A 23,601-nucleotide genomic window follows, 5' to 3' on the forward strand; every position below is an offset into this window, starting at 1 on the left:
CAGAAGAGGTCATCCGCGGTTCGATCGGTTCCGATGAAGGAGCCCCCGATCGCCCTCGACGCGACGGAAAAGCGCGCGTGCAGCTCACCGGTGGTGCGAGTCAGCGGAAGGGATTGCGGATCTCGACGCCCGTGATGATCTGGCCGTGGTTCAAGTCCTCTGTCCACAGCACGGGGCACTGCATCCGTGAGGCGCTGCGGATGATCATCGCGTCCCACACCGAGATCCGCGACTCGTCGGCTATCGCGGCCGCGGCCACGACATCTTCCGGAAGAGGTGAATGCACGGGACCGCGAGAGAGAAGTTGCAGTCGTTCTCTCGCGGCCACCGCGGACAAAGGAGCCGGGCTTTTGATCTTCTGCGTGAGCGTCACGTAGAACTCGAGCAACACCTGCGTGCTGAGAACCGCAGACCTGGTTCGGATGGCCGCCTCGAAGAGTTCCGCTGCCCGACCGTGACGATCGTCGTCGGTTTCGCCATACGCATAGACCAGAACGTTCGTATCGAAGAACGCACGCTGCGAATCACTCACCGACAGCTCCTCAGACTCGCTCGTGCAACTCATCCCGGGTCCACGTCACGTCGCCGATGCGATACATACCGCTTCGCATCAGTTCGAACTCGCGAGCCCATGCCTCGTCGTAGTCGTCTTCCAACTCCACACGGTTGGCCAGGACGTCGGCTACTAGAGCGGAGATCGAGGTGTCGTGGGCGGCCGCGTAGATCTTTGCTCGCCGGATGAGATCTGCCGGCAACGCTAGGGTGATGTTCCGCGTCGTAGCCATGTGAACCAGTGTAGCGCTGGTCCATGTGCTAGCCGACATAGTCATCCGGGTACAGCTGGCGGATGCCGCTGTTGTGCAACAGGAACTGCGCCCGGAGCGGTGCGCCCAACTGTCGAGCCGCCTGAGCCATCGACCGGGCCCAAGTCGCAGTGCTTACATCGATCGATCTGGGACCCAGACGTTCCCAGACGAGCACGATGGCCGCATTGTTCGAGACACCTCGAATCATCTCTGCGCGATGCATGAGCAGCCCGGCGTGCGGCAGCTCGCCCAGATCGTCCGTCGACACGATGTCATCCGGGTTTTCGGGATAGTCGTCCATAGGCATGATCGGGTCGCCGAGGCGTCGTCGGTTGTCGAGGAAGAGCAGCCACATCTGGCGACGATTGGCGCGGAGGAGCAGGAAATTCAACAAAGAGGTCAGGTCGTCGTCGCCATCGAGCACGCGCTCACGAAGGGCGGAAGGATTATGGGAACTCATGGGGTCGATCCTGGTCCCATGCCGCGGTCCCCCGCTCCGGCTGTCTCGCCTTCTGTGGATAGTCCGCCCGATGCCCGGTCCGGTGGAGAACTCGAGCTCTACGCGATGCTGTATGCGCTCCGGGTCAGCGGCGCCGGCGCCGACCGGTTCCGTTCCTCCCACGTGCTCAGGTCTGCAGCGATCCTGAACAGGGCGTCGATGTCAGCGTCGGTGCGAGCGTGGAGCGTGACGGAAGGTAAGGCGACCATGCACGGGGAGGACGACACATTCGGAATGGACATTCACGTCGTCGAAGCTTTCCTGGCCGAATCTGCCGTCGCCGGCGGGAATAACGACCAGGTCGGACAGGGATTCAGCGAGCCCGAGGCGAGCAGCCTCAGCCTGCGGCACTGACCGCGACTTCCCGCGGTGAGGCATCCATGAAGACGCCACCGACGAGTACCGGGACGACGGAGGAGACATCCGTCTGGTAGGCCACGGCGATGTCCTCGCCCTGGTCGTCTTTCAGCAGCTCGCCGCCGCTCACGGATGCCGTGAACATGTGACGGATGCCTCGCTCGAGTCCCGTGTACGCGGCGCACGCCGCCGCGGCCTCGGGGGAGCACGCGTCGATGCCCACCTTGCCGAGGGCGTCGATCACGCCACCGGCGGTGAGGAGGTCTTCGACGGCGAACCGCACAGTCTCGTCGGTGCGCGTCTCACCGGCGGCCACCACGGCAACCATGGTGCGGCGGCCTATGCGCTCCTGGTAGTCGAGGATCCAGCGGGCGACCGCGGTGCGGTTGCGCAGGCTGGCCGCGAGCACGGGCACCCCGAATCCGGCAGCGAGCGTCGTGAGGCGGGATCCGTTCAGCGACGGCACGACGGCGCGGTCGGCACCGAAGTCGGCGACGTTCCGCTCCGTCATGCTGGACGGTGACAGCGAGACCCCCGGCGAGCCACGGCGACCGGCGAGGCGGGCATCCGGGAACTCGCCGGCGGCATCCGCTGCTTCTGCCTCGTGTCGCAGCCCCGCGTACGGCTGCACCTGAAGCCCGAGCGCGACGCCCATCTGCACCGTCGTGGTGAACGAGATGGCGTCGATCACGACGATGACGCCAGCGGTCTGCGCGATGCTGCGCAGCCCTTCGCGGCCCCAGTCGAAGCGCACCTCGTAACGCTGCTGGGTGGGTTCGTCGGGACTCAGGGGCGTCTTCACCCGGCCATGGTAGCGGCGCCGGCCCGGGTGGATCGGCAGACGATTAGCGCTGCCTGCGATCGGGTAGAGGCGTTACGTGAGCACAACGGCCGGGGAGACGGCATCCTTCTCCACTTCGCAGCGCTGGCGGCGACTTCTGCCGATCGTCTTCGTCACGTACAGCTTCGCCTATCTCGATCGAGGCAACTACTCGATCGGCGCTGCGGGCGGGCTGCAGCACGACCTGAACATCTCGAGCTTTCAGGCCGGGCTCCTCGGTGGCCTCTTCTTCCTCGGCTACTTCATCTTCCAGGTGCCGGCTGCCGCGTTCGCCGAGAAGCGCAGCGCGAAACGGCTGCTGTTCTGGTCGCTCATCCTCTGGGGACTCTTCGCGGCAGCCCAGGGCGTCATCCCGAACTACCCGCTCCTGCTGGTGGACCGCTTCCTGCTCGGCGTTGTCGAAGCGACCGTGATCCCCGCACTGCTGGTGTTCCTGATGCACTGGTTCAGCGATGCGGAGCGAGGGCGAGCCGACTCGTTCATGATCCTCGGGCATCCGGTCACGCTGCTCTGGATGTCCGCACTCTCCGGCTACATCATCCAGGCCACGAACTGGCGCTGGATGTTCATCATCGAGGGGCTGCCGGCCATCGTGTGGGCCTTCATCTTCCGCTACCTCGTCGACGACCGGCCGTCCGACGCCGACTGGCTCCACGATGCCGAGCGGGAGGAGCTGCGGCGACGCCTGGACGACGAAACGCGGGGCGAGCCGCCTGCCAAGCAGTGGTCGGCGCTCAAGTCGCCGCGGGTCATCCTTCTCGCGATCCAGTACGGACTGTGGAGCATCGGCGTGTACGGCGTCGTGTTCTGGTTGCCCACCGTGCTCAAGTCGATGTCCGGCGCCGGCATCGGCGCCACCGGAGTGCTCACCGCGATTCCATACGCTCTCGCGACGGTGCTCATGATCATCGCGTCGTGGGTCTCGGACCGCACCCATCAGCGACGTTGGCTGGTTCTCGGATGCCTGCTCGCCGGCGCGGTCGTCTTCTACTTCTCGTTCCTCATCGGGATCGGCAACTTCCTGCCGGCGTTCATCCTGCTGATCGTCGCCACCGGCCTCCTGTACGCGCCGTACGGGCCGTACTTCGCACTCATCCCGGAGGTCGTGCCGGAGAACATCGCGGGCACCGGCATGGGTGCCGTCAACGCCATCGGCGGACTCGGCGGCTTCGTCGGCCCGGTCGTCGTCGGATGGCTCGTCGGCGGCACCGGGTCGACTCTCGCCTTCCTGTTCCTTGGCGCATGCCTCGCGGCCGCTGGGCTGCTGATGCTTTTCGTCCACCCGAGGCGGCGTGCCCCGGGCGGGACGCAGGACCGCGGCGAGAACCAGCGTGCCGAGGGCGGCGCTAGTCCGCGGGACGCACGAGGGTGAGCCGCTGCGTCGGCCGCGTCATCGCGACGTAGAGAGCGGATGCCCCGCGCGGCGACTCCGCGACCAGCGCGTCGGGGTCCGCGATCACGACGGCGTCGAACTCGAGGCCCTTCGCGTCCTGCGCAGTCAGCACGACGATCGGCTTCACCAGTCCGGATGCGCCGCGACCGGCATCCGCTCCGAAGCGACGGGAGACGGCATCCGCCACCTCGTCGGCGAGCGCGACCGGCACGATGACGGCCAGGGTCCCGGTGTCGTCGATGCCCCGGTCGTGCGCAACGGCCTCGACCGTCGCACCCACGACCTCCGCTTCAGGTCGCGAAGTCTGCCGTTTCGACGGGCCGTAAACGACCGAATTCGCGACCTGAACGGCGGGGGCTATCACCTCACGCACCGGCCAGTCGCCCTCGCGCACGGCCCGGGCGGGCGTGATCGGCAGCCCGTGCGAGCGGGCGAACGCCTCCGCCTGCCGCGCGATCTGCGCCGGCGTGCGGTAGTTGACGGTGAGCTCCTCGAGACGCCAGTGGTTCTTGAAGAGCGGGCCGACGGCATCCGCCCAGCTGCGTCCTCCACTCGCCGACGACGACTGCGCGATGTCGCCCACGATCGTGAACGACTTCATCGGGCAGCGTCGCACCAGAAGGCGCCACTGCATGGGGCTGAGTTCCTGCGCCTCGTCGACGACGACGTGCCCGTACGCCCAGGTGCGATCGGATGCCGCCCGCTCGGCGGTCGTGAGTCCGTCGCCTTGGCCTGCGGCCTGGTCGACCAGCTGCTCCGCGGTGACGAACGACTCGGCACCGGCATCCGCGATCGCCGCCCGGGCCACGCGGAGGTCGCGCTTGCGCTGCTCCTTCGCGGCCTGCCGCTGCGCCTGGTCACGCACGTCGGCGGCCTCGCCCAGCACCTCGGCCGCCTCGTCGAGCAGCGGGATGTCGCTGATCGTGAACGGGGCATCCCGTGGCCGCCGCAGCAACGCACGCTTCTCGGTGCTCCACCTCGGCGTCAGCTCCGCCAGCCACTGCGGGCGCGCGTACAGGTCGGCGAGCAGCTTCTGCGGCGTCAGCGGCAGCCACGCCGTGTTGAGCAGAACGCGCACGTCGTAGCTCGTGCGCACGTCTTCGCGCAGCACGGCGAGGTCCTCCTCGTCGAGCGTCTGCCCCTTCTTGCGCAACTGCTCGGCGAGCCGGGCGGTGAGCGCCGTCAGCGCGTGCTTGACGAACGTCACCCGCGCCTCGTTGTGCGGCTTGCCGGTGCGCTGGGCGCGCCGTAGCGCATCCGCGATGAGCGCCGGCTCGACCATGAGCCGCTCGTTGTCTACCTCGACGACGGATGCCTCCCCCGGCACCCGCTGGCGCGACTCGACGGCTCTGTGGATCAGGTTCACCAGCTGTTTGGAGCCTTTGAGCTGGGCCGTGGCGGGCGGGTCATCCGTGTCGGCGGAGACCCCGGGGAACAACTCGCCGAGGCTCTGCATCACCACGCCGGACTCGCCGAGCGACGGGAGCACCTCCTCGATGTAGGTGAGGAACGCGTGCGTCGGCCCGACGACGAGCACGCCGGAGCCTTGCAGCTTCTGCCGGTGCGCGTACAGCAGGTATGCGGCGCGGTGCAGCGCCACCGCGGTCTTCCCGGTGCCGGGACCACCCTGCACCACGAGAGCGTCACGCAGCTCGGAACGGATGATGCGGTCCTGCTCGGCCTGGATCGTCGCGACGATGTCGTTCATGCGTCCGGTGCGCTGCGATATCAGCGCCGCCATCAGGGCGGCGTCGCCGGAGACCTCGTCTGGCCGGGTTCCCGGCTGCTCGAGCAGGCGGGAGTCGAACACCTCGTCGTCCACCCGCAGCACGTTGCGGTCGCGCATGGTCAGCCGCCGCCGTGCGGCGACGCCGAGCGGATTCGCGGCGGTCGCCTGGTAGAACGCGCTGGCCTGCGGGGCACGCCAGTCCAGCAGAACGGTGTGCTCGTCGTCGTCGCGCAGTCCGGTGCGCCCGACGTAGCGGAGCCGCGGGTCGCGAAGCGGGTCGTCGGACTCTGGTTCCTCGGAAGAACCGGATGCCTCCAGCTGCAGCCGGCCGAACACGAGACGGGGTTCGACCTCGCGCAGTTGCAGGATGCGGTCCTCGTAGAGCCGTGCGTAGGCATCCCGTTCGCCACGTGCCTGATGCGTGCCGCCCGCGCTCTGCCTGCGGACGGCTGCCAGACGTTGCACGGTGTCCTCGCGGAGTGCGTCGAGCCGGGCGTAGAGGTCGGCGACGACGCGGCGTTCGCGAACGAGTTCCGATTCGTGCACGCGTCCCCCCGGTTCGCAGTCAGGATCGACCAGTTTAGTGGCCGTGCCCCGCTTCGCGCCCGCGAGACTGCATGCCCCGCCCGAGACGTCGGGTAATGACCGCAGTCTCGGGGTGGGTGTGCACTCTCGGCGTTACAGCACGCGTAAGCCTGATACGCTGGTGGCTCTTGCGTTCCCGCTGTCGGGACACGCCTGCGTCGTCAGAGCGCATCAGCTCGCGAGACAGCCCGTGCACACCGCACGCCGGCACCCTCGCTTTTTCGATTCCTTCTCACGGCGAACGGATGCGCCACCCGGCGCCTTCGCCACACTTCCGTCGTGCGCGCCACGACGGCTGCCCGAAAGGCACCCCATGACTTCCTTCTCCGACCTCGGCGTACCCGCGCCCCTCGTAGCCGTGCTCGAACGCGACGGAAAGGTCGAGGCGTTCCCGATCCAGGCCGACACGCTTCCCGACACGCTCGCCGGGCGCGACGTGCTCGGCCGCGGCAAGACCGGATCCGGCAAGACGATCGCCTTCGCGCTGCCCATCGCCGCGCGACTCGGCACGACGCTCGCCGGCGGCAAGCGCAGGGCCGGGCATCCGCTCGCCCTCGTGCTCGCCCCCACGCGCGAGCTCGCCACGCAGATCGCGACCGCACTCGAGCCGCTTGCCGCCGCCTACAGCCTGACGACCACCACTGTGTTCGGCGGCGTCAACCAGAAGCGGCAGGTGGATGCGCTGCGAGCGGGCGTGGACATACTCGTCGCCTGCCCCGGCCGTCTCGAAGACCTGATGAAGCAGGGCTTCGTCTCGCTCGACGCCGTCGAGGTCACCGTGCTCGATGAGGCCGACCACATGGCCGACCTCGGGTTCCTTCCCGTGGTGACGCGCATCCTCGACAAGACGCCGGCATCCGGTCAGCGGCTGCTGTTCTCGGCCACGCTCGACAACGGCGTGGACAAGCTCGTGAAGCGGTTCCTGCACTCCCCCGTGCTGCACTCGGTGGACGACGAGACAAGCCACGTCGACCGCATGACGCACCATGTATTCGAGGTCGACAGCGTCGAGTCGAAGAATGATCTCGTGCAGGCGCTCGCATCCGGCAAGGGGCGCAGCATCCTGTTCATGCGCACCAAGCACCACGCCAAGCGACTGGCCAAGAAGCTCACCGAGTCGGGCATCCCCGCCGTCGATCTGCACGGCAACCTGTCGCAGCCGCAACGCGACCGCAACCTCGCCGCGTTCGGCGACGGCAGCGTGCGGGTGCTGGTGGCGACGGATGTCGCAGCCCGCGGCGTTCACGTCGACGACGTCGAGCTCGTGGTGCACGTGGACCCGCCGGCGGAGCACAAGGCGTATCTGCACCGCTCCGGGCGCACGGCCCGCGCCGGTGCCACCGGAGACGTCGTCACGATCGCGTTGCCCACGCAGAAGGACGACCTGCGCGTCGTGCTGCGCAAGGCCGCCATCGCGGCGACCCCCCTGCCCGTGACGGCGACGTCGCCCGAGGTGGCGCGTCTCGTGGGCGAGGTGGCTCCCTACGTGAAGCCGGCGCCGAAGGCTGCACAGCAGCGACCGCAGCGCGCGGCCAAGGGCGGCAGCCGCACGGTAGCCGAGGCGCTCGACGCCTCCCGCGGCGGCCGTCGTCGCGGCCGCGGGTCGGGCGGAGCGGATGCCCGCACGCAGCAGGCGGGCGGCAGCCAGTCGGCACGTGGCGGTCATGCCGGTGCAGGTCGAGGGGCGCAGCCCACGCGCGGCCAGCAAGCGGCGGGGCAGTCGTCCCGCGGCGGCCAATCGTCGAGCCGTGGTGGGCAGCAGTCGGCCGGGCAGTCCTCGCGCCGCGGCGGTGCAGCACCCGCTCGTACCGGTTACCGCGTTGGCGACGTCGTGCGTCCGAACGGTGGGACGGGCCGCGGGCGCGAACCGCGTCGCGCGCAGGGCTGACGCGCCCGCCGCGGTCGTTCGAGGCTCAGGACGATCGCGCAGCTCTATCCCGACAGTCTGCATGTTGTCGCCAGTGCCGCTGATGACCACTAGCTTTTCTCCTGAGTCATGAACCGGCGGTGCTCGGCGAGTTCGACGAGAGCGGAACAGTTCGCCCATCCGTGTCGGCCGCCAGCGCGCTGCGCGATGTCTTCCACCAGCCGAGGGGCACTGCGACTCCGACGGCTAGTGCGTAAGGCAGGAGCACCACAGCGGCGACGGGATTCCCCCAGAGAACGAGGCCGACCACATCCATCGTGAACAACCCGACGGCTATGCCGTAGGCGCTGAACACCGCAAGGTGAACGCGGTCTCTCCGCTCGCCGCTGAGTGCACGGCCGATGCAGAACGCCAGTGGAGCTCCGACGAGGGCAGCGGCGATGCTCAGGGGCAGACCGACAAGCCCGCCAATGAGCATCATGACGAACGCGGTCGCAGGGTTGACGATGAGCCCGATCACCAGTGTGATCGCCGCGGCCATCGGCTGGAACCACAGCACGGCCCAGAACACTCCGGCCGTGAACTCGTTGGCCGTGAACGCGAGCGGCTGCTCCGCGGTGCGAGGCGATGTCAGAGCAGGATGCGCAGGCACCGTAGTCATTCGAGCCCCTCCGCCATGTGGCGAAGTCCGAGGAGGACCGCATCCCCTTTCCTCGCCTTCCGCAATGCAACGAGACGGCCAAGTGTCACCGCGACCCCCGACGCACACTCGAAGGCGGCGTAGTGAGCCTGCACTTCGCCCAGGTCGGGCAACTGGAGCCCCGAACCGCCGATCGCACCCATTGTCATGTCGGCGGCCGTCGTCGTCAGGGCACCAAGCACCAGTCCGAAAAGCGCGAACGCCATGAGGTGAACCGCGTCGGCTCGCACTCGACGAAGAGACAGTCCGAGCAGATAGGCGAGGGGAGCTCCGACAAGGAGCGCAGCGACGCTGAAAGGCAGGCCGTAGACAGCGCCGAATATCAAGCCGATCGCCGCGGAAGACACCGCTGCCGCCCAGATGTTGCTCGTAGACCCGGGAGGAAGACCCCACGGCACGATCGCCCCGCTGACGAGCGCGATGACCATGCCCATCGGCTGGAACACGAGGAACGCCGTGAGCGCACCACGCGAGAACTCGCCGAACGTGAACGCCTTCGGGAGGTCCGCTGTCCGCGGTGACCATGCGCCGTAGCGCACCGCCATGGCGTTCACAGTCCCGCCTCCGCGACGAGGTCGAGTACGGACCGCAGCGGAGCACGGAGGAACGGCATCCGGATCGCCGGGAGTGCGACACGAAGCAGGCGCAGCCCCTGATCGAGCAGCCGCTCGGTGCGCCGCTGACTGGCAGAGTGGTCGTAGGACCAGTACAGGCTCAGCAGCAGGTAGCTCAGCCAAAGCGCTGCGGGCATCCGCTCTTCGAACTCGACCGGCAGCCGGCTCTTCGCCCCGGTGATCGCTTCGCGGAACAGGCCGATGGTGATCTCCCTGGCGGGCATCGATTCCGCCGACAACGGGTTGAGCGGCGACTTCGGCGAGATCATCGCGCTGAGGAATCCGGGCGCGAACTCGTGGAAGGGCGCCAGTTGCGCAAGACCCTGCCGGTACACGATCCCCAGCCGCTCCACGAGGTCGGTCGATGTCGCCAGCAGCGGCTCCACGGATGCCCGATGCGCCTCCTGCACCTCCACGTACAACTCCTGCACGAGGTGGTTCTTCGTCGGGAAGTAGTAATACGCGTTGCCGAGCGAGACGCCCGCCTCGTCCGCGACCTGCCGCATTGTGGTGGCATCGAAGCCGTTCTCCCGAAACGAGCGCAGCGCCGTCTCACGGATGCTCGCTCTCGTACGTGCCGACTTCGACTTGCGTCCGTTCGCGTCCGAGCTCGGCTTATCTACCCCAGCCGTATTGTCATTTTTGAACACGTTCAAAAAGTATCTCGCGGGCAACCTCAGCGCAAGAGCCGTCCGCCGACCGATCGAAAATGCACGAAACGGGCCGAGACCCACGCTTTCGCGTCAAAGTCTCGGCCCGTCCGTGATGATTCAGTGGCGAGCGCCCGGCGTCACCCCTGCGCGAGCTCGGCGACCGGCTGCCACTCCTCCCACGTTGCGATCCGGGCCGCGTAGTCGGCCTTCGCCAGGGCGAGCGGACCGGACCCGAAGAAGACACGCAACGGCGGCTCCTCGGCGTCGACGACCTTGAGGATGGCCGCGGCCGATGCCTCCGCGTCGCCGGGCGTCGAGTTGCGCTGCTTGCGGCTCTCGGCCACGGCGCGATGCACGTCGGCGTAGTCAGGCGACTCTGCCGAGTGCTTCGACGACGATCCCGCCCAGTCGGTGGCGAACGCCGCAGGCTCGACGAGCGTGACGTGGATGCCGAAGGATGCCACCTCCTGCGCGAGCGCCTGGCTGAAGCCTTCGAGAGCCCACTTCGACGCGTTGTAGATGCCGACGAGCGGGAAGGCGGTGATCCCGCCGATCGACGAGACCTGGATGATGTGGCCGCTGCCCTGCGCGCGCAGATACGGCAGCGCGGCCTGCGTCACCCAGAGCGCGCCGAAGACGTTGGTCTCCAGCTGCGCGCGTGCCTCGTCTTCCGTCACCTCTTCGATGAAGCCGAAGTGCCCGTATCCCGCGTTGTTGACGACGACGTCGAGCCGTCCGAAGCGTTCGTGCGCGGCTCTCACCGCGGCGAAGTCCGCCTCCCGGTCGGTGACATCGAGCTGCACGGGCAGTAGCCGATCGCCGTACTTCTCGACGAGATCGTCGAGGGATGCCACGTCGCGCGCTGTCGCCGCGACCCGGTCACCGCGCTCGAGCGCTGCTTCCGCCCAAGCGCGTCCGAAGCCGCGCGAGGTGCCCGTGATGAACCAGACCTTGCCGTTGTTCTCCTCTGCCATGGGGACAACGGTAGGGCCGGCGCCGCAGCCGCGCGACGCCGGCGACACCGTGTTACTGACCGGACCGGTGCTGGTGGTAGTAGTCCAGGAGCGCCCGGGTGGAGGCATCCTGTGCCTCGATCGCCGCCTCGTCGCCCTCGATCGCCGGAGCGATCTGCAGGGCGAGTTGCTTGCCGAGCTCGACGCCCCACTGATCGAACGAGTTGATGCCCCACACCACGCCCTGCGTGAAAGTGATGTGCTCGTACAGCGCGATCAGTTCGCCGAGCACCTTCGGCGTGAGCGCCGCACCCATGATGGATGTCGTCGGCCGGTTCCCGGGGAACGTGCGCGCGGCGACGAGTGCTCCGGTGGTGCCCTCCGCCTCGACCTCTTCGGCCGTCTTGCCGAACGCGAGCGCCTTCGTCTGCGCCAGGAAGTTCGCCAGGAACAGCCCGTGCACGTCGCGGTCGCCGTCCTTGAGCGGATACGCCGGGTCGGCGAATGCGATGAAGTCCGCCGGGATGAGGCGGGTGCCCTGGTGGATCAGCTGGTAGAACGCGTGCTGCCCGTTGGTGCCTGGCTCCCCCCAGAAGACCTCGCCGGTCGTGGTCGTGACAGGGGAACCATCCCACCGAACGGACTTGCCGTTCGACTCCATGGTGAGCTGCTGCAGGTAGGCCGGGAAGCGGTGCAGCAGCTGCGAGTACGGCAGCACGGCGTGCGACTGCGCGCCGAGCAGGTTCGAGTACCAGACGTTCAGCAGCCCCATCAGCACCGGCACGTTCCGCTCCAGCGGAGTGGATGCGACATGCTCGTCGACGGCGTGGAACCCGGCGAGGAAGTCGGCGAAGTTCTGCGGTCCGAGCACTATCGCCAGCGACGTGCCGATTGCGGAGTCGACCGAGTACCGCCCGCCGACCCAGTCCCAGAAGCCGAACGCGTTGTCGGTGTCGATGCCGAACTCGGCGACCTTGTCGAGCGCCGTCGAGACGGCGATGAAGTGGTGGGCGACGGCATCCTTTCTGCTCTGCTCGTCGCCGCCGATGGCACCGGATGCCTGCAGCCCCTCCCACAGCCAGTCTCGAGCGAGGCGTGCGTTTGTCAGCGTCTCGAGCGTGGTGAACGTCTTGGACGCGACGATGAAGAGCGTGGTCTCGGGGTCGAGCCCGGACGTCTTCTGCGCGAGGTCGGTGGGGTCGATGTTGGAGATGAAGCGAGCCTCGATGCCGGCATCCGCGTAAGGCTTGAGGGCCTCGTAGACCATCACCGGACCGAGGTCGGAACCGCCGATCCCGATGTTGACCACGGTCGCGACCTTCTTGCCGGTCACGCCGGTGAACTGTCCTGACCGCACCCGATCAGCGAATGCGGCGATGCGGTCGAGCACCTCGTGCACGTCGTGGTCGACATGCTGGCCGTCGACGACCAGCTCGGGCGAGGCATCCGCGGGCCTGCGCAGCGCGGTGTGCAGCACCGCGCGGCCCTCGGTGGTGTTGATGTGGCGGCCTTCGAGCATCCGCGCGAAGCGATCGGCAACGCCGACCTGCTCTGCCAGGCGCACGAGGGAAGCGAGGATGTCGTCGGTCACGAGGTTCTTGGAGAGATCGACGTGCAGGTCGGCGAGCCCGAAGCTCAGGCGCTCGACGCGGCCCGGGTCGGCAGCGAACCAGCCGCGCAGGTCCGGGGCGAAGGCTTTGCGGTGGGCTTCGAGCTCTGCCCAGGCGGATGTCGTGGTGGGGTCGACGGGTGCATTCACCTGGTTAACGCTAGTGGCGATTGAGCCGAGAGCCGAGCGAGCTTGCTCGCTTAGCCGAGGCGATTGAGCGGGTGAGCGGCGTCAGCCGCGATAGTGGCGATTGAACTGTCACGTTCACTCCTCGGGCTGCAGGCGCAGTGTGTTCGGGTGGGCCTTCTCGCCCACGACCGTTCCGACGATGCGCTGCCCGTAGCGGTCGTACTTGCGGTGATATTCGGCGTCGAGAGTCGCACCATCCACGTCGCCGGCGGGAGTCAGCGTCACGTCGCGCTCGACTCCTCCGGCACGGATGCGCGCACGTCCGGCCCGCTTCGCCCGCACGAACCAGGGATTGGTTGCGCCGTACGCGGAGCGCACGTACACCTCGTCGCCGATGCGCACCGTCCAGATGGTCACGTAGGGACGCAGCGAGCCGTCATCGCGGCGGGAGGCGATCTGCAACTCGTCCGACCGCCCGATCGCGTCGAGCTCCGCGGCGCTCCAGCCACTCTGTTCTGGGGTCATGTCCCCAGTCAACTGCACCGCGAGCGTGAACGGGAGTGCGGACCGTTCCCGGTAACCCCAGTACCCCCTTCGAGGCAGCGGGTTACGCCGTCTTCATCACCGTAGCGGTGAAGTTGTGCACCCGGCCGAGCAGGGCATCCGCTCGCTCCGCGATGTGCTCAGCGGACTGCGCGTGCGGCGGGGTGATGCGGATGAGCAGCGAACACGCCAGGTCGTCACAGATGTAGGAGCCGATCGTGTTGCCGTTGCGCCCGGACTCGCCGGCCCGCGGCGCACTGAACATGCGCACCTGCGTCGCCGGCTGCGCGGAGTGGCAGAACGAGCACATCGCCGCGATGCCCGGCCGCAGCCCGCCGCTTGCCGCACGCAAGACGATCCCGGTGGGGCGGTCGTTCATCCAGTGCACGATGTAACCGAGGTGGGATGCCTGCGGGTCGCGCCAGCCGAGGAACTCGCGTTCGTCCCAGATCGTCTCGTGGATGCCCGGAATGGGCAGTCTCGCCAGTTGTTCCGGTGTGGCGTTCACGAACGACGAACGGATGTCTTCTACTGTCAGCGGCTTCACGCGGCTCCTGTTCCGTCTCGGCACGACGACGCCACACGATTGAGTGAGAGACGAGAGCAAGCTCGCTTGCTCTTGGCTCGAGCGAGTGAGTGTTGAGGCGCGCAGCGCCGAACACAGGATAACGGCGGTGCACGGATGCCGCACCTACGGCTCGCACGTCGCACTATCGTCCTGGTATGGCCGAGGAGCAGGCATCCGTGAGCATCCGCAAGGCGACGACCGCGGATGCGCTGGGCATCGCCCGCGTACACGTGCGGTCGTGGCGCGAATCGTACGGCCACGTGTTCTCGGCGTTCCTGCTCGATGGGCTGAACGTTCAGGCGCGTGCCGAGCGGTGGCGTCGCATCATCGCCTCCGGCCTCACTGTGTGGGTCGCCGAGGCGCAGACGCCGAGGGGCGAGCGGATCGTCGGATGGGCGTCATCGGGCCCGGCACGCGACCCGAACGGGCCGGCACCGCGTGAGTTGCAGGGCATCTACGTGCTACGCGATCACTACGGAACCGGCGCCGGGCAGCAGCTTCTGGATGCCGCGCTCGGCGACTCTCCTGCGTACCTGTGGGTGCTTGCCGACAACCCGCGGGCGCAGGCGTTCTACCGGCGCAACGGCTTCGTGCCGGACGGCACCACGAAGGTCGACACGTTCGGCGGGGAGCCGGCGAGTGAGGTGCGGATGGTACGTCGCGGAGCGGCAGCAGTTGCGCACGATGGCGATGTCGGCGACAGGCCGGACTCCGCCTCGCACGATGCCGAAGGTGGCGAGGGATGAGCGGGTACGAGGCGGGCGCTGCGGTCGCGATCCTGCCCCTGGATGCGGGACTTCCACTCGGCGGATACCTCGCGGATGCGCGCGAGGCGACGGCCCCGAACTCGAGTCTCACCGTGCGTGCCGTCGTGCTCGCCTCCGGCGATGTGCGAGTCGCCATCGTCGTGTTCGACCTGCTCTACGCCGGAGCGGGACTCACGTCGCGCCTTCGCGAACTGCTCGAGACGCGTCTCGGGATGCCCGCCCATCGCGTGCTCGTCGCGGGCACGCACACGCACTGCGGACCACGTGACATCACGCTCGAGACTGGACCGGAGCTCGTCGAGACACTCGCCCAAGCCGGGTTCGGCGTGGTGGAGGAGGCTCTGTCACGTCTCACCCCGGTGCGGGTCTTGTCAGACGTCGTCGGCGACGTCGCCGTCGGACGAAGCCGCCGTGACCCCGAAGCTCCCGTCGACCACGACGCGCATCTCGTCGTGTTCCAGGCCACGGACGACAGCGTCGTCGCCACGCTCGTCAACCTCGCGTGCCATCCGGTCGTGCTCGACGACGCCTGGCGTCAGTACGACCCGGAATTCGTCGGGCCGCTGCGCTCGCTCGTCGAGGATGCAACGGATGGTGTCTGCGTGTTCCTGCAGGGCTTCGCGGGAGACGTGAATCCGGTGCGCATCGATAGTTCGCCGAAGGAGGTGCGACGCGTGGGTCTCGGCGCGGCGGGTCGCATCGTCGGCCGGATCGCCGAGATCGCAGCCACCGGCCGCGAAGCCGGCGTGATCAATCTCAGCCTCGACGCGGTAGTGCCGGTCGACCTGCACCAAGCCGCGGTGCATTCGGGGCCGCTCGCCACGGCATCCGTCGTCGTTCGGGCCGCGCGACGTGAGGGAGGGGTGGAGCGAGGCCCCTCCGCCACTCCGACAGCTATCGCCATGGAGGAATGGATCACTGGCCTGCGCCGAGAGCGCGATCCGGTCTTCAACTCGATGGAGCTCGGGGCATCAGATGCCGACATACCGCTCGAGGTTCAGGTGATCGGGGTCGGCGACTCGCTTCGGCTGGTCGCGTTCCCCGGCGAGCCGCTCGGCGCGCTGCGAGCCGAGGTAACGGCGCGGTTCCCCGACGCTCACGTCCTCACGGTCGGCTACGCGAACGGAGCGCCCGGCTACCTGCCCGACCGTGCGGCCTTCGCGGAATCCGGTTACGAGGTGGGATGCTCCGTTGTCGCGCCCGACACCGCTGAGCGCCTCATCGCGGCGATACCGGCCCCCGCGGTCGGCGGCGCCAGCTGATCGCGGAATTCCTGTCCGAAGTAGTCTCTATCTGCGCCAGAACGCGCGCAACCGCGGACAGGAAAGTCTCGGCGCCGCGAGATTTGCCGTCCGAAAGTGTCGTCATCGCATCCGTCGACTTTGCGACCACTTCGGACAGGAATTCCGAGAACGGCGCGCGCAGGCGAGTGCCCGCTACGGCAGCACGCCGACCGAGGCGAGCGCCGCGCGCACGAGAGCGCCGCGGCCGCCCTCGAGGTCGGCACCGACCTGCGGCGAGGATGCCTCAGCCGGCGACATCCAGGTGAGCTCGAGGGCATCCTGCCGGGGCTCGGTCGTGCCGGTGACGGGCACCACGTAGGCGAGCGACACCGCGTGCTGGCGGTCGTCGTCGTAGGCGGAAACGCCGGGAATCGGGAAGTACTCGGCGACCATGAACGGCACAGGGCTCGCGGGCAGCTGCGGGAATGCCATCGGCCCGAGGTCCTTCTCGAGGTGCCGGAACAGCGCGTCACGAAGGGTCTCGCCGTACATCACGCGGCCCGATACGACGGTGCGGGTGATCTCGCCGACCGCGTTGGCGCGCAGCAGCAGGCCCACCTCGGTGACCTGGCCGAGCCCGTCGACTCGAACGGGAACGGCCTCGACATAGAGGATGGGCATCCGCCGCCGCACCTGCTCCAGCTCGATGTCGCTGAGCCAGCCCGGTCCGACGCCGGGCAGCGCCCCGTCGTTCGACGCCTGGTCGTCCGGGTCGGGGTCGGGTGTGCGCACCTCCATGGGTCGATCTTACGGATGCCCGTGGCTGCGCCCGCCCAGCGCCTCACGTCCCGCTGGGCTCGCCTCGGTCGATGGGTTGGGGATCCGACCGCAGCAGGCGGAACTCCTTGCGACGCAGCATCCTGAGCAGCGTCGCTGCCGGGAACCCGAATGCGGCGCGCCCAGGCTCGACGGGATACGGCTCGATGGCGATCACGACATAGTCCTCGCCGCGAAAGACGACCTCGCAACGACCGGCAGCAACGATGTTGCGGTACCACTGCACCTCGGAGCCATAGGTGAGCTCGGCCACGAAACCGTCCGGCACCTTCGCGAGGATCACCGGTGTCTCGTACACCGTTCCGCTCTTCCGGCCCACGTTGCGCACGAGCGAGAACGGCCCGATGCCACGGCGGGCGAGCCTGCGCGTCACCCGGTTGAGGCTGTTGTTCAGCGCGGAGAGAAACCCGCGCTTGGAACGGCTCATCGCTGCCATGCGTCGCCTCCGATCCAAGGGCTCCCTTGCAGTCTCATTGTGCTCAACCAGCGGTCAGAACGCGGCTGTGCATCTTTGCGTATCGCTCCGCATGGGAGGCGAAAGCGAGAGGAATTCTGGAGGACCGGCTACCTCGATCGGTACTTCGCCCCTTCCGAAGGATGCGACCTGCGCGAGCGCCGGTCCCGGGCGGCAACCGATGAGGGCTGGAGGCTGATGCGCCGCCGGGCCTGGGATCTCCTTGCTTGGCTGGCGACTTACGGTCTCTTCTCGCCTGCTACGGCCGACGGCATCCGAAATGCGAACCGGACTTCTGGCGAGAACACGTAATCGTCGTCGCAGCGGAATCCCCGCAGCCACCGCTGACCGTCGACGACCCGCAGATAGAAGCCTTTCGGGAACTCCACGTCGTCACTCAAGGGTGCCGACGCCACGTTGAGAGCTCCCGCGGGCGACCTTCCTGCCGACAGAACGGAATCGGGCGCGTTTGTCTGGGACGCCATCGCAAGCCGCAGATACGGGCCAGTGTCCGGCGGGCAAAGGGTCAGTCCTCGCTCATCAGCCGCCGCGAAGACCGCCATCAGTGTCGCCCCAGCCGTTAAGCCGAGATCCCCTACTCCGCGCTCGATGACGCTGATCTCCTCGGGGTTGCGCCGGTCGAAGACGCAGTGGTCAAGCAAGGTCTCGGCGTGCGCATTGAGAAGGACACCGCGCGAACGCAACTCGTTCCGCAGCTCGGTGCGCGTCAAGCCTCCAATGCGAAGACGCAACGCGCCACATTCACGTTTCCCGGCCTCTTGCACACAGCAACAGTAGCCACAGTCCAGATGGCGGACGTGAACCGTCCTCCTCCCGGACCACTGAGGGGGCCCACAGCTGGTGATCGCGTGACTCACTCCGTTTGCTGGCCTGCTCGTCCTTCGTTTACGGTCAACAACTGTCAAAGCTCATCCAGCCGCCGTCGACGTCATAGGCACGACGGACGACGGACATCCGTGACTTCGACTCGGCCACCGCTCAGTCCGGCCCAGGCATACCCTGTGGCGCGACAAGCAACGGCTGGCCTCAACGAATGGTCCGCCCACCAATATGTCGACCGCGCCAGCAGACGGGCACCCGAACGCGATCTCGCTAACGCATCCCTCATCGGGTGGCCGTGTCGAAGCCTTGTCCTGGCGGTGCCGACGGCACCGACGATATCGATCGGCTGATCCGAGTGTCCCGACAATGGCCAGGAACCCGCTGTACCGGGAAGGACCTACCGCTGCAGAGCCGCCAGCAGGATGCCGATCGGGATGCTGACCAGCAGCACCGCAACGACGATTCCGTAGAGCCAAGCCGCCCACCGCAGCCCGGCGGCGACGTGCCGCAGGTGCAGGAGCTGCAGCACCAGCACGACCACGAGAAGCGCTCCGCCGATGCCGACGACGAACGGAATGCGCACCAGGTCGCCGACAACGACCGCGGCGTTCCCGAGGTTCCAGCACACAAGCTCCACCGCGAAGCCGACCCCCGTCATCGGCGACGGCGCCACATAGCGCCGCATGATGCCGAAGAGGCACTGCGCAACTCCGCAGACGAGCACGAGGTAAGCGGCCAGCCACGGCCCGCTCGCGAACCGGAGCGGTGTCGACACGGCGGCGACGAGCCCGCCGAGCACGACGAATGCGGAACCGATCAGAAAGAAGGTGAGGGCGAAGCGGACGTTCATCGCGCCGAAGCGTAGCGCGTGCTCATTCCGCGCGATCGTCGCCGGTGTGCACGAACTGCAGGCTCCAGGCCTCCGGCCCGCGCTTCAGGTATGTGACCGCGAACCGATCGCCAGTGCGGTCGCGGACCTGCGCCAAAAGTGGGAGCGGATCATGCGATGCGACGAGCACGAGGCCGTCTCGCGGCCGCAGCGAGTCGAGCGCCCCGAACACGGTGGCGTGCCGGATGCTGTGCGGCACCTCGCGCACATCCAATTCCGGGAACGCGCCACCCTCCACCACGCCGCACTCGCACACGGCGGTCTCGAGCAGCGGGCGGTGCTCGGGCGACGGGGCGTGCGCTCTTTCCACCCCGTCGCCGTCCCGGTCGGGCTCGGCGGCGGCATCCGCTCTGCCCACTTCGGTCCCGCCGACGCCTGCCCTGTCCGAGGGCGCCCGCGTTGCGGCGTCGGCGAGAGTCAGAAGCACGTGCGCGCTCTCCACCGCGTGGAGCGCGTGTCGCACGTGTGCGGCGATGTACAGGATGCCGCCGGCCTCGAATCGCTCGGTCGCGTCATCGACCTCGATGTCGACGACACCGGAGAGCACCTGGATGAGGATGGGCACGGCCGCCTCGTGCTCCGACATGGTCTGCCCCTCATCGAGGGAGAGCCGCACGACACCGAATCCGGGAGCCTTCAGGATGCGCTTGCTTGCGACCGCATCCTCCCGCAGCCGAAGCAGATCGATCAGCGACTCCGCATCGTTCGCGATCGTGATACTGCGCTCGGCAGCCCATGAAGCGTTCACCGGATCCTCCCGTTCATCTCGATCCGAGTTTAGAGTATCTGAGTCCGTTTTATTCAGCAGTTCTGAAACACGTAGGCCCGGTTCCCCTTCGGCACCAGGTTCCGGTCCCGCAGAATCGTCATGGCCGGTCTGCTCGGCCGGGCGCAGTTCGAGGTCCATGACCCCTTGAGATCGTCGGTGTACTCGATGTCGATGACGCGGCTGCCGTAGACCTTCGTGTACGACCCGCACTCGTTGTACGTCAGGCACTCCTCAGCGATGGCGAAGTCGTAGCCGGCCGCTTTGGCCCGCCTTGACTCATCCGGCGTGTTCTTCTGGCCGGCCGCCAGTCCACGTTCATGTGCTCGGGCCACGAGGATCCTCGCGAGAGCGAAGTTGCCGGCTTCCGTGAGCCGGCCCGCGAATCGTGTGTAGGAGTCGAGGTTGTCGAACTCGACCGCGTCGAAGCCTCGCGAGGCGCACCGATCGATCGACTTGCCGAGGACGCTCGCGATGTCATCGCGTTTGGCCGCCGTCGTCGTGTCGAGGATCATCTCGTCCGGCCAGCCGGGGTCGTGCAGAGGTTTTCCACTCGAGTCGCGGAGCACGTCGGAGCCATGCGCCTTCAACCACATCGCGTTCTCCTGGGCGCCCTGCGTCTGGAATCCGTTGATGTAACAGATGTTGTATCTACCGGCCGCAGGTCGCGATGTGCTGTCCCGTTCGACGATCGTGACGTCGGGCGCGGGCGGGTACGCCCCGCCGAGTTGGTAGTCCGGGATGCCTGACGTCGGCAGTTCACTGACCGACCGGGTGCTCGAGACGGCGGCCGACGGCCGCTTGGAGGTGGTCGAGCAGCCAGCAAGCGCGGCCACGACCACGAGTACGAGCGAGGTCATCGTCGTCTGAGGAAAACGCACGGGAGGATCCTGGCACGCGGCGACCCCCGGGTTCGCTCAATCGAGGTGCGCTCGTCATTCGACCGCCGCGGACCCTCGGCGCGCATCGACGGCACGACGACGTGTCTGCGACGCCACGGCGCAGAGAGCTGCGACCGCTGCGAACACGACGGCCGCTCCCGCGAACATCCAGCTCACTCGCGGCGCGAATGCTGCGACGGATGCGTCCCCCGCGAGCACTCCGAAGACTGCCACTCCGAGCGCGCCGCCGACCTGCCTCGCGGTGTTGCTGGCCCCGGATGCCGCACCCGAGGCATCCGGTAACGCCGCCAACGCCGCGGAGACGACAGCGGGCGTCAGGATGCCGATGCCCGCTCCCCAGACCGCGAGCGACACGGCAAGCGCCACCAGCCACACCGGCCCCACGATGCGGATGCTCGCAGCCAGTCCCGCGAATCCGAACCCCGCGACGGCCAGCCCGATCGCCGCAGTGCGCCAGTGCCCGAACCGCGCGACCAGCCGCCCGGCCGGTGCACCGAGCAGGGGAAGGGGCAGCATCCCGGGCAGCAGGAGCAGCCCCGCGGCCAACGGCGGGAGGCTGCGAACGTCTTGCAGGGTCTGCGTGAGCACGAATAACGCGCCGAGCACGCTGAAGTTCATCAGGCCGGCGACACCGCACGCCGCCAGGAGCGGGCGACGTGCCCGCGCCGGCACGCGCAGCAACGGATGCCTCACTCTCAACTCGACCCGCCACAGCGCCAACGCCGAGACCACGACGACCGCGATTGCGGCGCCGGCGAGCATCGGATTCTCCAGCTGTACGACGGCGGTGACCAGCGCTGCGAGCATGACGATCAGCGCGGACGCTCCGAGCCAATCGACGCGCCCGCCCCGGCGCTCTCCGGATTTTGCCGAAGCGCGGAAGGCGATCACCGGGACCACCGCGGCGACGACGACCGGTACGTTCAGCCAGAACACCGCCCGCCAGCCGGCCCCGCCGACGAGAAGGCCACCGACGAGGGGCCCAGCGGGCAGCGCGGCCCCTCCGATCGCCGCCCACACGCCGACCACCCGGGAGCGCGCTGCGCCGTCACCCGCGCGGTCGACGAGCAGGGCGAGGGTGCCGGGCAGCACGAGGGCCGCGCAGACTCCCTGCAGGGCGCGTCCGGCCACGAGCATCGGCCATACCGGGGCGGTCGCGCAGATCACGGAGGCCAACCCGAAGCCGAGGAACCCGGCGATCACGAGTCGGCGGTGACCGAGACGGTCTCCGATCGCCCCCGATGCGAGCAGGAGCGCGGCGAGCGGCACGGTGTAGGCATCCACCACCCAGACGAGGCCCGGCGAGTGCACGCCGAAGCCGGAGCCGATGCTCGGCAGGGCGACGTTCACCACCGTCACGTCGAGCAGCACGAGGAAGTAGCCGCCGCACAGCGCAGCGGTCAGGGTCGGGCCTGCCGTCAAAAACGATGCCCGCGTCGGAATCGAGCCGGTTCGTTCACGCCTCACGTTCACCCATCGTTGTCGAGGAACGCTTCGGGATGCGCCGAAACGATTGCGACGTAGCCTGGCGATTATGCCGATCATCAGCTCCACCACCACGAGCAGCCCGCGCGGCGAACCGGATGTCGCCAGGGCCGCGTCCGCGTTCTCCGACCCGCGCCGCGCCCGCGTGCTGATGGCCCTGGCGGATGGCCGCGCGCTGCCCGCGGGACGACTCGCGGAGGAGGCCGGAGTCGCGGCATCCACCGTCAGCGAGCACCTGTCGCTGCTGCTGGACCTCGGCCTCGTCGCGGTCGTGCCACAGGGACGGCACAGGTACTACCGGCTGGCGAGCGCCGACGTGGAGGGCGTTCTCGAGGCGCTGGCGCGCATCGCCCCGCGCACGCCGATCACGTCGCTGCGCGAGCACACCCGTGCCGAGGCGCTCCGCACGGCCCGCACCTGCTATCACCATCTCGCCGGCCGCCTCGGCGTCGATCTGTTCCGGCACCTCATCGCCACCGGATGCGTCGTGGGCGGGGACGGGCTGCACCACCGCGATGACACCGCCGATCGACTCTCGGCTCCCGGTCGCAGCGACCGCTACCGCCTCACGGAAGCGGGCGCCGCGACCCTCTCGGCTTGGGGCATCCCGGATGCGGCGCTCAGCACCCGAACGCCCCTTCGGTACTGCGTCGACTGGACGGAGCAGGCGCACCACCTCTCCGGTGCACTGGGCACCGCGGTGGCGACGAGGTTCTTCGAAGCCGGGTGGATCGAGCGCGGGAGAGTGCCGCGGAGCATCCGGGTCACCGATCGAGGGCACGATGCACTCGACGAGTTGCTCGGAGCCGCTCGCGCGACACGGTCGGCGTAGCGGGCCCCCTGCCTCACTCGGCCAGCGCGTCCACGATCAGCTCACTCAACTCCTGCGGCTTCGTGAACTGCGGCCAGTGTCCGGTGGGAAGACCGGCGATGTGCAGCGACGACAGCCGCGGGGTGTCACCCAGCCAGCCGACGCCACGATCGATGAGCTCGTTCAGATCCTCGGCCGACATGGTGGTGATCACGATGGTCGCCGGCACGTCCAGCCGCCGTTCGTCTGTCAGGTGCAACGGGTCGGTCGCCGCATGCGACGGCGACGGGTGCGTGTGCGTGGCGATCTCCTCCCCCAGCTCGCGCGTGATGTCGCGCACGTCGCCCTCCTCGAAGGCATCCCAGCCGGGGAAGGGCATGTCCGCGTCATCGTGCGGAACCTCGTCGTTGACGATCGACCCTTCTGCGCCGGGCCAGCTGTCGACATAGACCACGCGATCGACGCGCTCGGGGCGCCGGTCGATCGCGCCGTACGCGACCAGCGCGCCACCGCTGTGCGCCACCAGGGCGACCTTCTCGTCGACGGGCACCTCGTCGATGAGGTGCACGACGTGGTCGATGTGCGTGTCGAGAGTGATTCCGTTGCGGTCGGCGTCGTCCGCCTCCAGGCCGGGCATGGTGAGCGGATGCGTGCGGTGGCCGGCAGCCTCTATGGCGGGAGCGACCGCATCCCACGATGAAGCGTCGAGCCAGAGTCCGGGAATGAGGAAGGTCTGCATTCGCCCGACGGTAGCGCGAGCCACTGTCGTTCGCGCAAG

General features: G+C 68.2%; 26 protein-coding genes. 6 read left to right on the forward strand and 20 right to left on the reverse strand.

Annotated elements, in window-relative coordinates; genetic code table 11:
* Positions 1 to 100: 100 nt before the first annotated feature.
* From ACYVII_RS06665 to ACYVII_RS06675, 3 genes are read right to left on the reverse strand one after another with little or no spacing between them, the layout of a single operon-like run.
* Positions 101 to 532 (reverse strand): PIN domain-containing protein, encoded by a 432-nt coding sequence (locus tag ACYVII_RS06665; protein WP_460532919.1) that lies wholly within the window; start codon positions 530 to 532, stop codon positions 101 to 103.
* A gap of 10 nt (positions 533 to 542) precedes the next feature.
* Positions 543 to 785, reverse strand: a complete 243-nt coding sequence (locus ACYVII_RS06670) for a DUF6364 family protein (RefSeq protein ID WP_460532922.1) — start codon at positions 783 to 785, stop codon at positions 543 to 545.
* 28 nt (positions 786 to 813) lie between these two features.
* Entirely contained in the window at positions 814 to 1,266 is a 453-nt protein-coding gene (locus tag ACYVII_RS06675) for a hypothetical protein (RefSeq protein WP_460532925.1), read from the reverse strand.
* Between the two features lie 18 nt (positions 1,267 to 1,284).
* Between ACYVII_RS06675 and ACYVII_RS06680 the strand changes: the two genes are divergently transcribed.
* Positions 1,285 to 1,659, forward strand: a complete 375-nt coding sequence (locus tag ACYVII_RS06680) for a hypothetical protein (protein WP_460532928.1) — start codon at positions 1,285 to 1,287, stop codon at positions 1,657 to 1,659.
* Here the strand turns inward: ACYVII_RS06680 and ACYVII_RS06685 are convergent.
* Positions 1,643 to 2,464 carry a 2-phosphosulfolactate phosphatase gene (locus tag ACYVII_RS06685; RefSeq protein WP_460532931.1) on the reverse strand — a complete coding sequence of 274 codons (822 nt, stop codon included), beginning with the start codon at positions 2,462 to 2,464 and terminating at the stop codon, positions 1,643 to 1,645. The two genes, ACYVII_RS06680 and ACYVII_RS06685, sit on opposite strands and share 17 nt — an antisense overlap.
* Positions 2,465 to 2,540: 76 nt before the next feature.
* On the opposite strand from ACYVII_RS06685, the gene ACYVII_RS06690 reads away from it, so the two are divergent.
* The gene (locus ACYVII_RS06690; protein WP_460532934.1) at positions 2,541 to 3,875 is read left to right on the forward strand and encodes an MFS transporter; all 1,335 of its coding nucleotides are present in this window, start codon (positions 2,541 to 2,543) and stop codon (positions 3,873 to 3,875) included.
* On the opposite strand, the gene ACYVII_RS06695 is transcribed toward ACYVII_RS06690, so the two are convergent.
* Positions 3,850 to 6,171, reverse strand: a complete 2,322-nt coding sequence (locus ACYVII_RS06695) for a HelD family protein (RefSeq protein WP_460532937.1) — start codon at positions 6,169 to 6,171, stop codon at positions 3,850 to 3,852. The genes ACYVII_RS06690 and ACYVII_RS06695 overlap by 26 nt on opposite strands.
* Positions 6,172 to 6,523: 352 nt before the next feature.
* On the opposite strand from ACYVII_RS06695, the gene ACYVII_RS06700 reads away from it, so the two are divergent.
* Positions 6,524 to 8,098 carry a DEAD/DEAH box helicase gene (locus tag ACYVII_RS06700; RefSeq protein WP_460532940.1) on the forward strand — a complete coding sequence of 525 codons (1,575 nt, stop codon included), beginning with the start codon at positions 6,524 to 6,526 and terminating at the stop codon, positions 8,096 to 8,098.
* A 106-nt stretch (positions 8,099 to 8,204) separates the two neighbouring features.
* On the opposite strand, the gene ACYVII_RS06705 is transcribed toward ACYVII_RS06700, so the two are convergent.
* The 7 genes from ACYVII_RS06705 to ACYVII_RS06735 all read right to left on the reverse strand — a co-directional run bounded on the left by ACYVII_RS06705 (position 8,205) and on the right by ACYVII_RS06735 (position 13,825).
* Positions 8,205 to 8,738 carry a hypothetical protein gene (locus ACYVII_RS06705; RefSeq protein WP_460532943.1) on the reverse strand — a complete coding sequence of 178 codons (534 nt, stop codon included), beginning with the start codon at positions 8,736 to 8,738 and terminating at the stop codon, positions 8,205 to 8,207.
* Positions 8,735 to 9,331, reverse strand: coding sequence for a hypothetical protein (locus tag ACYVII_RS06710; protein ID WP_460532945.1), 597 nt, complete (start codon positions 9,329 to 9,331; stop codon positions 8,735 to 8,737). Before ACYVII_RS06710 ends, ACYVII_RS06705 begins: the two co-directional genes overlap by 4 nt.
* On the reverse strand, positions 9,328 to 10,041 hold the full coding sequence (locus ACYVII_RS06715; protein WP_460532948.1) for a TetR family transcriptional regulator: 714 nt from the start codon (positions 10,039 to 10,041) through the stop codon (positions 9,328 to 9,330). Before ACYVII_RS06715 ends, ACYVII_RS06710 begins: the two co-directional genes overlap by 4 nt.
* Before the next feature lie 140 nt (positions 10,042 to 10,181).
* Positions 10,182 to 11,018 (reverse strand): SDR family oxidoreductase, encoded by an 837-nt coding sequence (locus ACYVII_RS06720; protein ID WP_460532951.1) that lies wholly within the window; start codon positions 11,016 to 11,018, stop codon positions 10,182 to 10,184.
* Positions 11,019 to 11,070: 52 nt separating this feature from the next.
* Positions 11,071 to 12,756, reverse strand: a complete 1,686-nt coding sequence (gene pgi, locus ACYVII_RS06725) for a glucose-6-phosphate isomerase (RefSeq protein WP_460532954.1) — start codon at positions 12,754 to 12,756, stop codon at positions 11,071 to 11,073.
* 114 nt (positions 12,757 to 12,870) lie between these two features.
* Positions 12,871 to 13,260, reverse strand: coding sequence for a DUF2255 family protein (locus tag ACYVII_RS06730; protein ID WP_460532957.1), 390 nt, complete (start codon positions 13,258 to 13,260; stop codon positions 12,871 to 12,873).
* Between the two features lie 82 nt (positions 13,261 to 13,342).
* Positions 13,343 to 13,825 carry an FBP domain-containing protein gene (locus ACYVII_RS06735; protein ID WP_460532960.1) on the reverse strand — a complete coding sequence of 161 codons (483 nt, stop codon included), beginning with the start codon at positions 13,823 to 13,825 and terminating at the stop codon, positions 13,343 to 13,345.
* A gap of 176 nt (positions 13,826 to 14,001) precedes the next feature.
* Between ACYVII_RS06735 and ACYVII_RS06740 the strand changes: the two genes are divergently transcribed.
* Positions 14,002 to 14,592, forward strand: coding sequence for a GNAT family N-acetyltransferase (locus ACYVII_RS06740; protein WP_460532963.1), 591 nt, complete (start codon positions 14,002 to 14,004; stop codon positions 14,590 to 14,592).
* Positions 14,589 to 15,875, forward strand: coding sequence for a hypothetical protein (locus ACYVII_RS06745; RefSeq protein WP_460532966.1), 1,287 nt, complete (start codon positions 14,589 to 14,591; stop codon positions 15,873 to 15,875). Before ACYVII_RS06740 ends, ACYVII_RS06745 begins: the two co-directional genes overlap by 4 nt.
* Before the next feature lie 174 nt (positions 15,876 to 16,049).
* Here ACYVII_RS06745 and ACYVII_RS06750 read toward each other — a convergent pair whose 3' ends face one another.
* From ACYVII_RS06750 to ACYVII_RS06780, 7 genes are all read right to left on the reverse strand, one after another.
* On the reverse strand, positions 16,050 to 16,634 hold the full coding sequence (locus ACYVII_RS06750) for an NUDIX hydrolase family protein (protein WP_460532969.1): 585 nt from the start codon (positions 16,632 to 16,634) through the stop codon (positions 16,050 to 16,052).
* A 43-nt stretch (positions 16,635 to 16,677) separates the two neighbouring features.
* Positions 16,678 to 17,100, reverse strand: coding sequence for a nitroreductase/quinone reductase family protein (locus tag ACYVII_RS06755; protein ID WP_460532972.1), 423 nt, complete (start codon positions 17,098 to 17,100; stop codon positions 16,678 to 16,680).
* Between the two features lie 266 nt (positions 17,101 to 17,366).
* On the reverse strand, positions 17,367 to 17,858 hold the full coding sequence (locus tag ACYVII_RS06760; protein ID WP_460532975.1) for a hypothetical protein: 492 nt from the start codon (positions 17,856 to 17,858) through the stop codon (positions 17,367 to 17,369).
* A 509-nt stretch (positions 17,859 to 18,367) separates the two neighbouring features.
* Positions 18,368 to 18,820, reverse strand: a complete 453-nt coding sequence (locus ACYVII_RS06765) for a hypothetical protein (RefSeq protein ID WP_460532978.1) — start codon at positions 18,818 to 18,820, stop codon at positions 18,368 to 18,370.
* Positions 18,821 to 18,842: 22 nt separating this feature from the next.
* The gene (locus tag ACYVII_RS06770; protein ID WP_460532981.1) at positions 18,843 to 19,607 is read right to left on the reverse strand and encodes a DUF2249 domain-containing protein; all 765 of its coding nucleotides are present in this window, start codon (positions 19,605 to 19,607) and stop codon (positions 18,843 to 18,845) included.
* A 53-nt stretch (positions 19,608 to 19,660) separates the two neighbouring features.
* Positions 19,661 to 20,506, reverse strand: a complete 846-nt coding sequence (locus tag ACYVII_RS06775; RefSeq protein WP_460532984.1) for an endo alpha-1,4 polygalactosaminidase — start codon at positions 20,504 to 20,506, stop codon at positions 19,661 to 19,663.
* A gap of 54 nt (positions 20,507 to 20,560) precedes the next feature.
* A complete protein-coding gene (locus ACYVII_RS06780) occupies positions 20,561 to 21,994 on the reverse strand; it encodes an MFS transporter (protein WP_460532987.1) in 1,434 nt (477 codons plus the stop codon).
* A gap of 67 nt (positions 21,995 to 22,061) precedes the next feature.
* Between ACYVII_RS06780 and ACYVII_RS06785 the strand changes: the two genes are divergently transcribed.
* Complete coding sequence (locus ACYVII_RS06785) at positions 22,062 to 22,844, forward strand: ArsR/SmtB family transcription factor (RefSeq protein ID WP_460532990.1); 783 nt, start codon at positions 22,062 to 22,064, stop codon at positions 22,842 to 22,844.
* 13 nt (positions 22,845 to 22,857) lie between these two features.
* On the opposite strand, the gene ACYVII_RS06790 is transcribed toward ACYVII_RS06785, so the two are convergent.
* Positions 22,858 to 23,562, reverse strand: coding sequence for an alpha/beta fold hydrolase (locus tag ACYVII_RS06790; protein WP_460532993.1), 705 nt, complete (start codon positions 23,560 to 23,562; stop codon positions 22,858 to 22,860).
* Positions 23,563 to 23,601: the final 39 nt, after the last annotated feature.

This window comes from Humibacter ginsengiterrae (genome assembly GCF_054780115.1).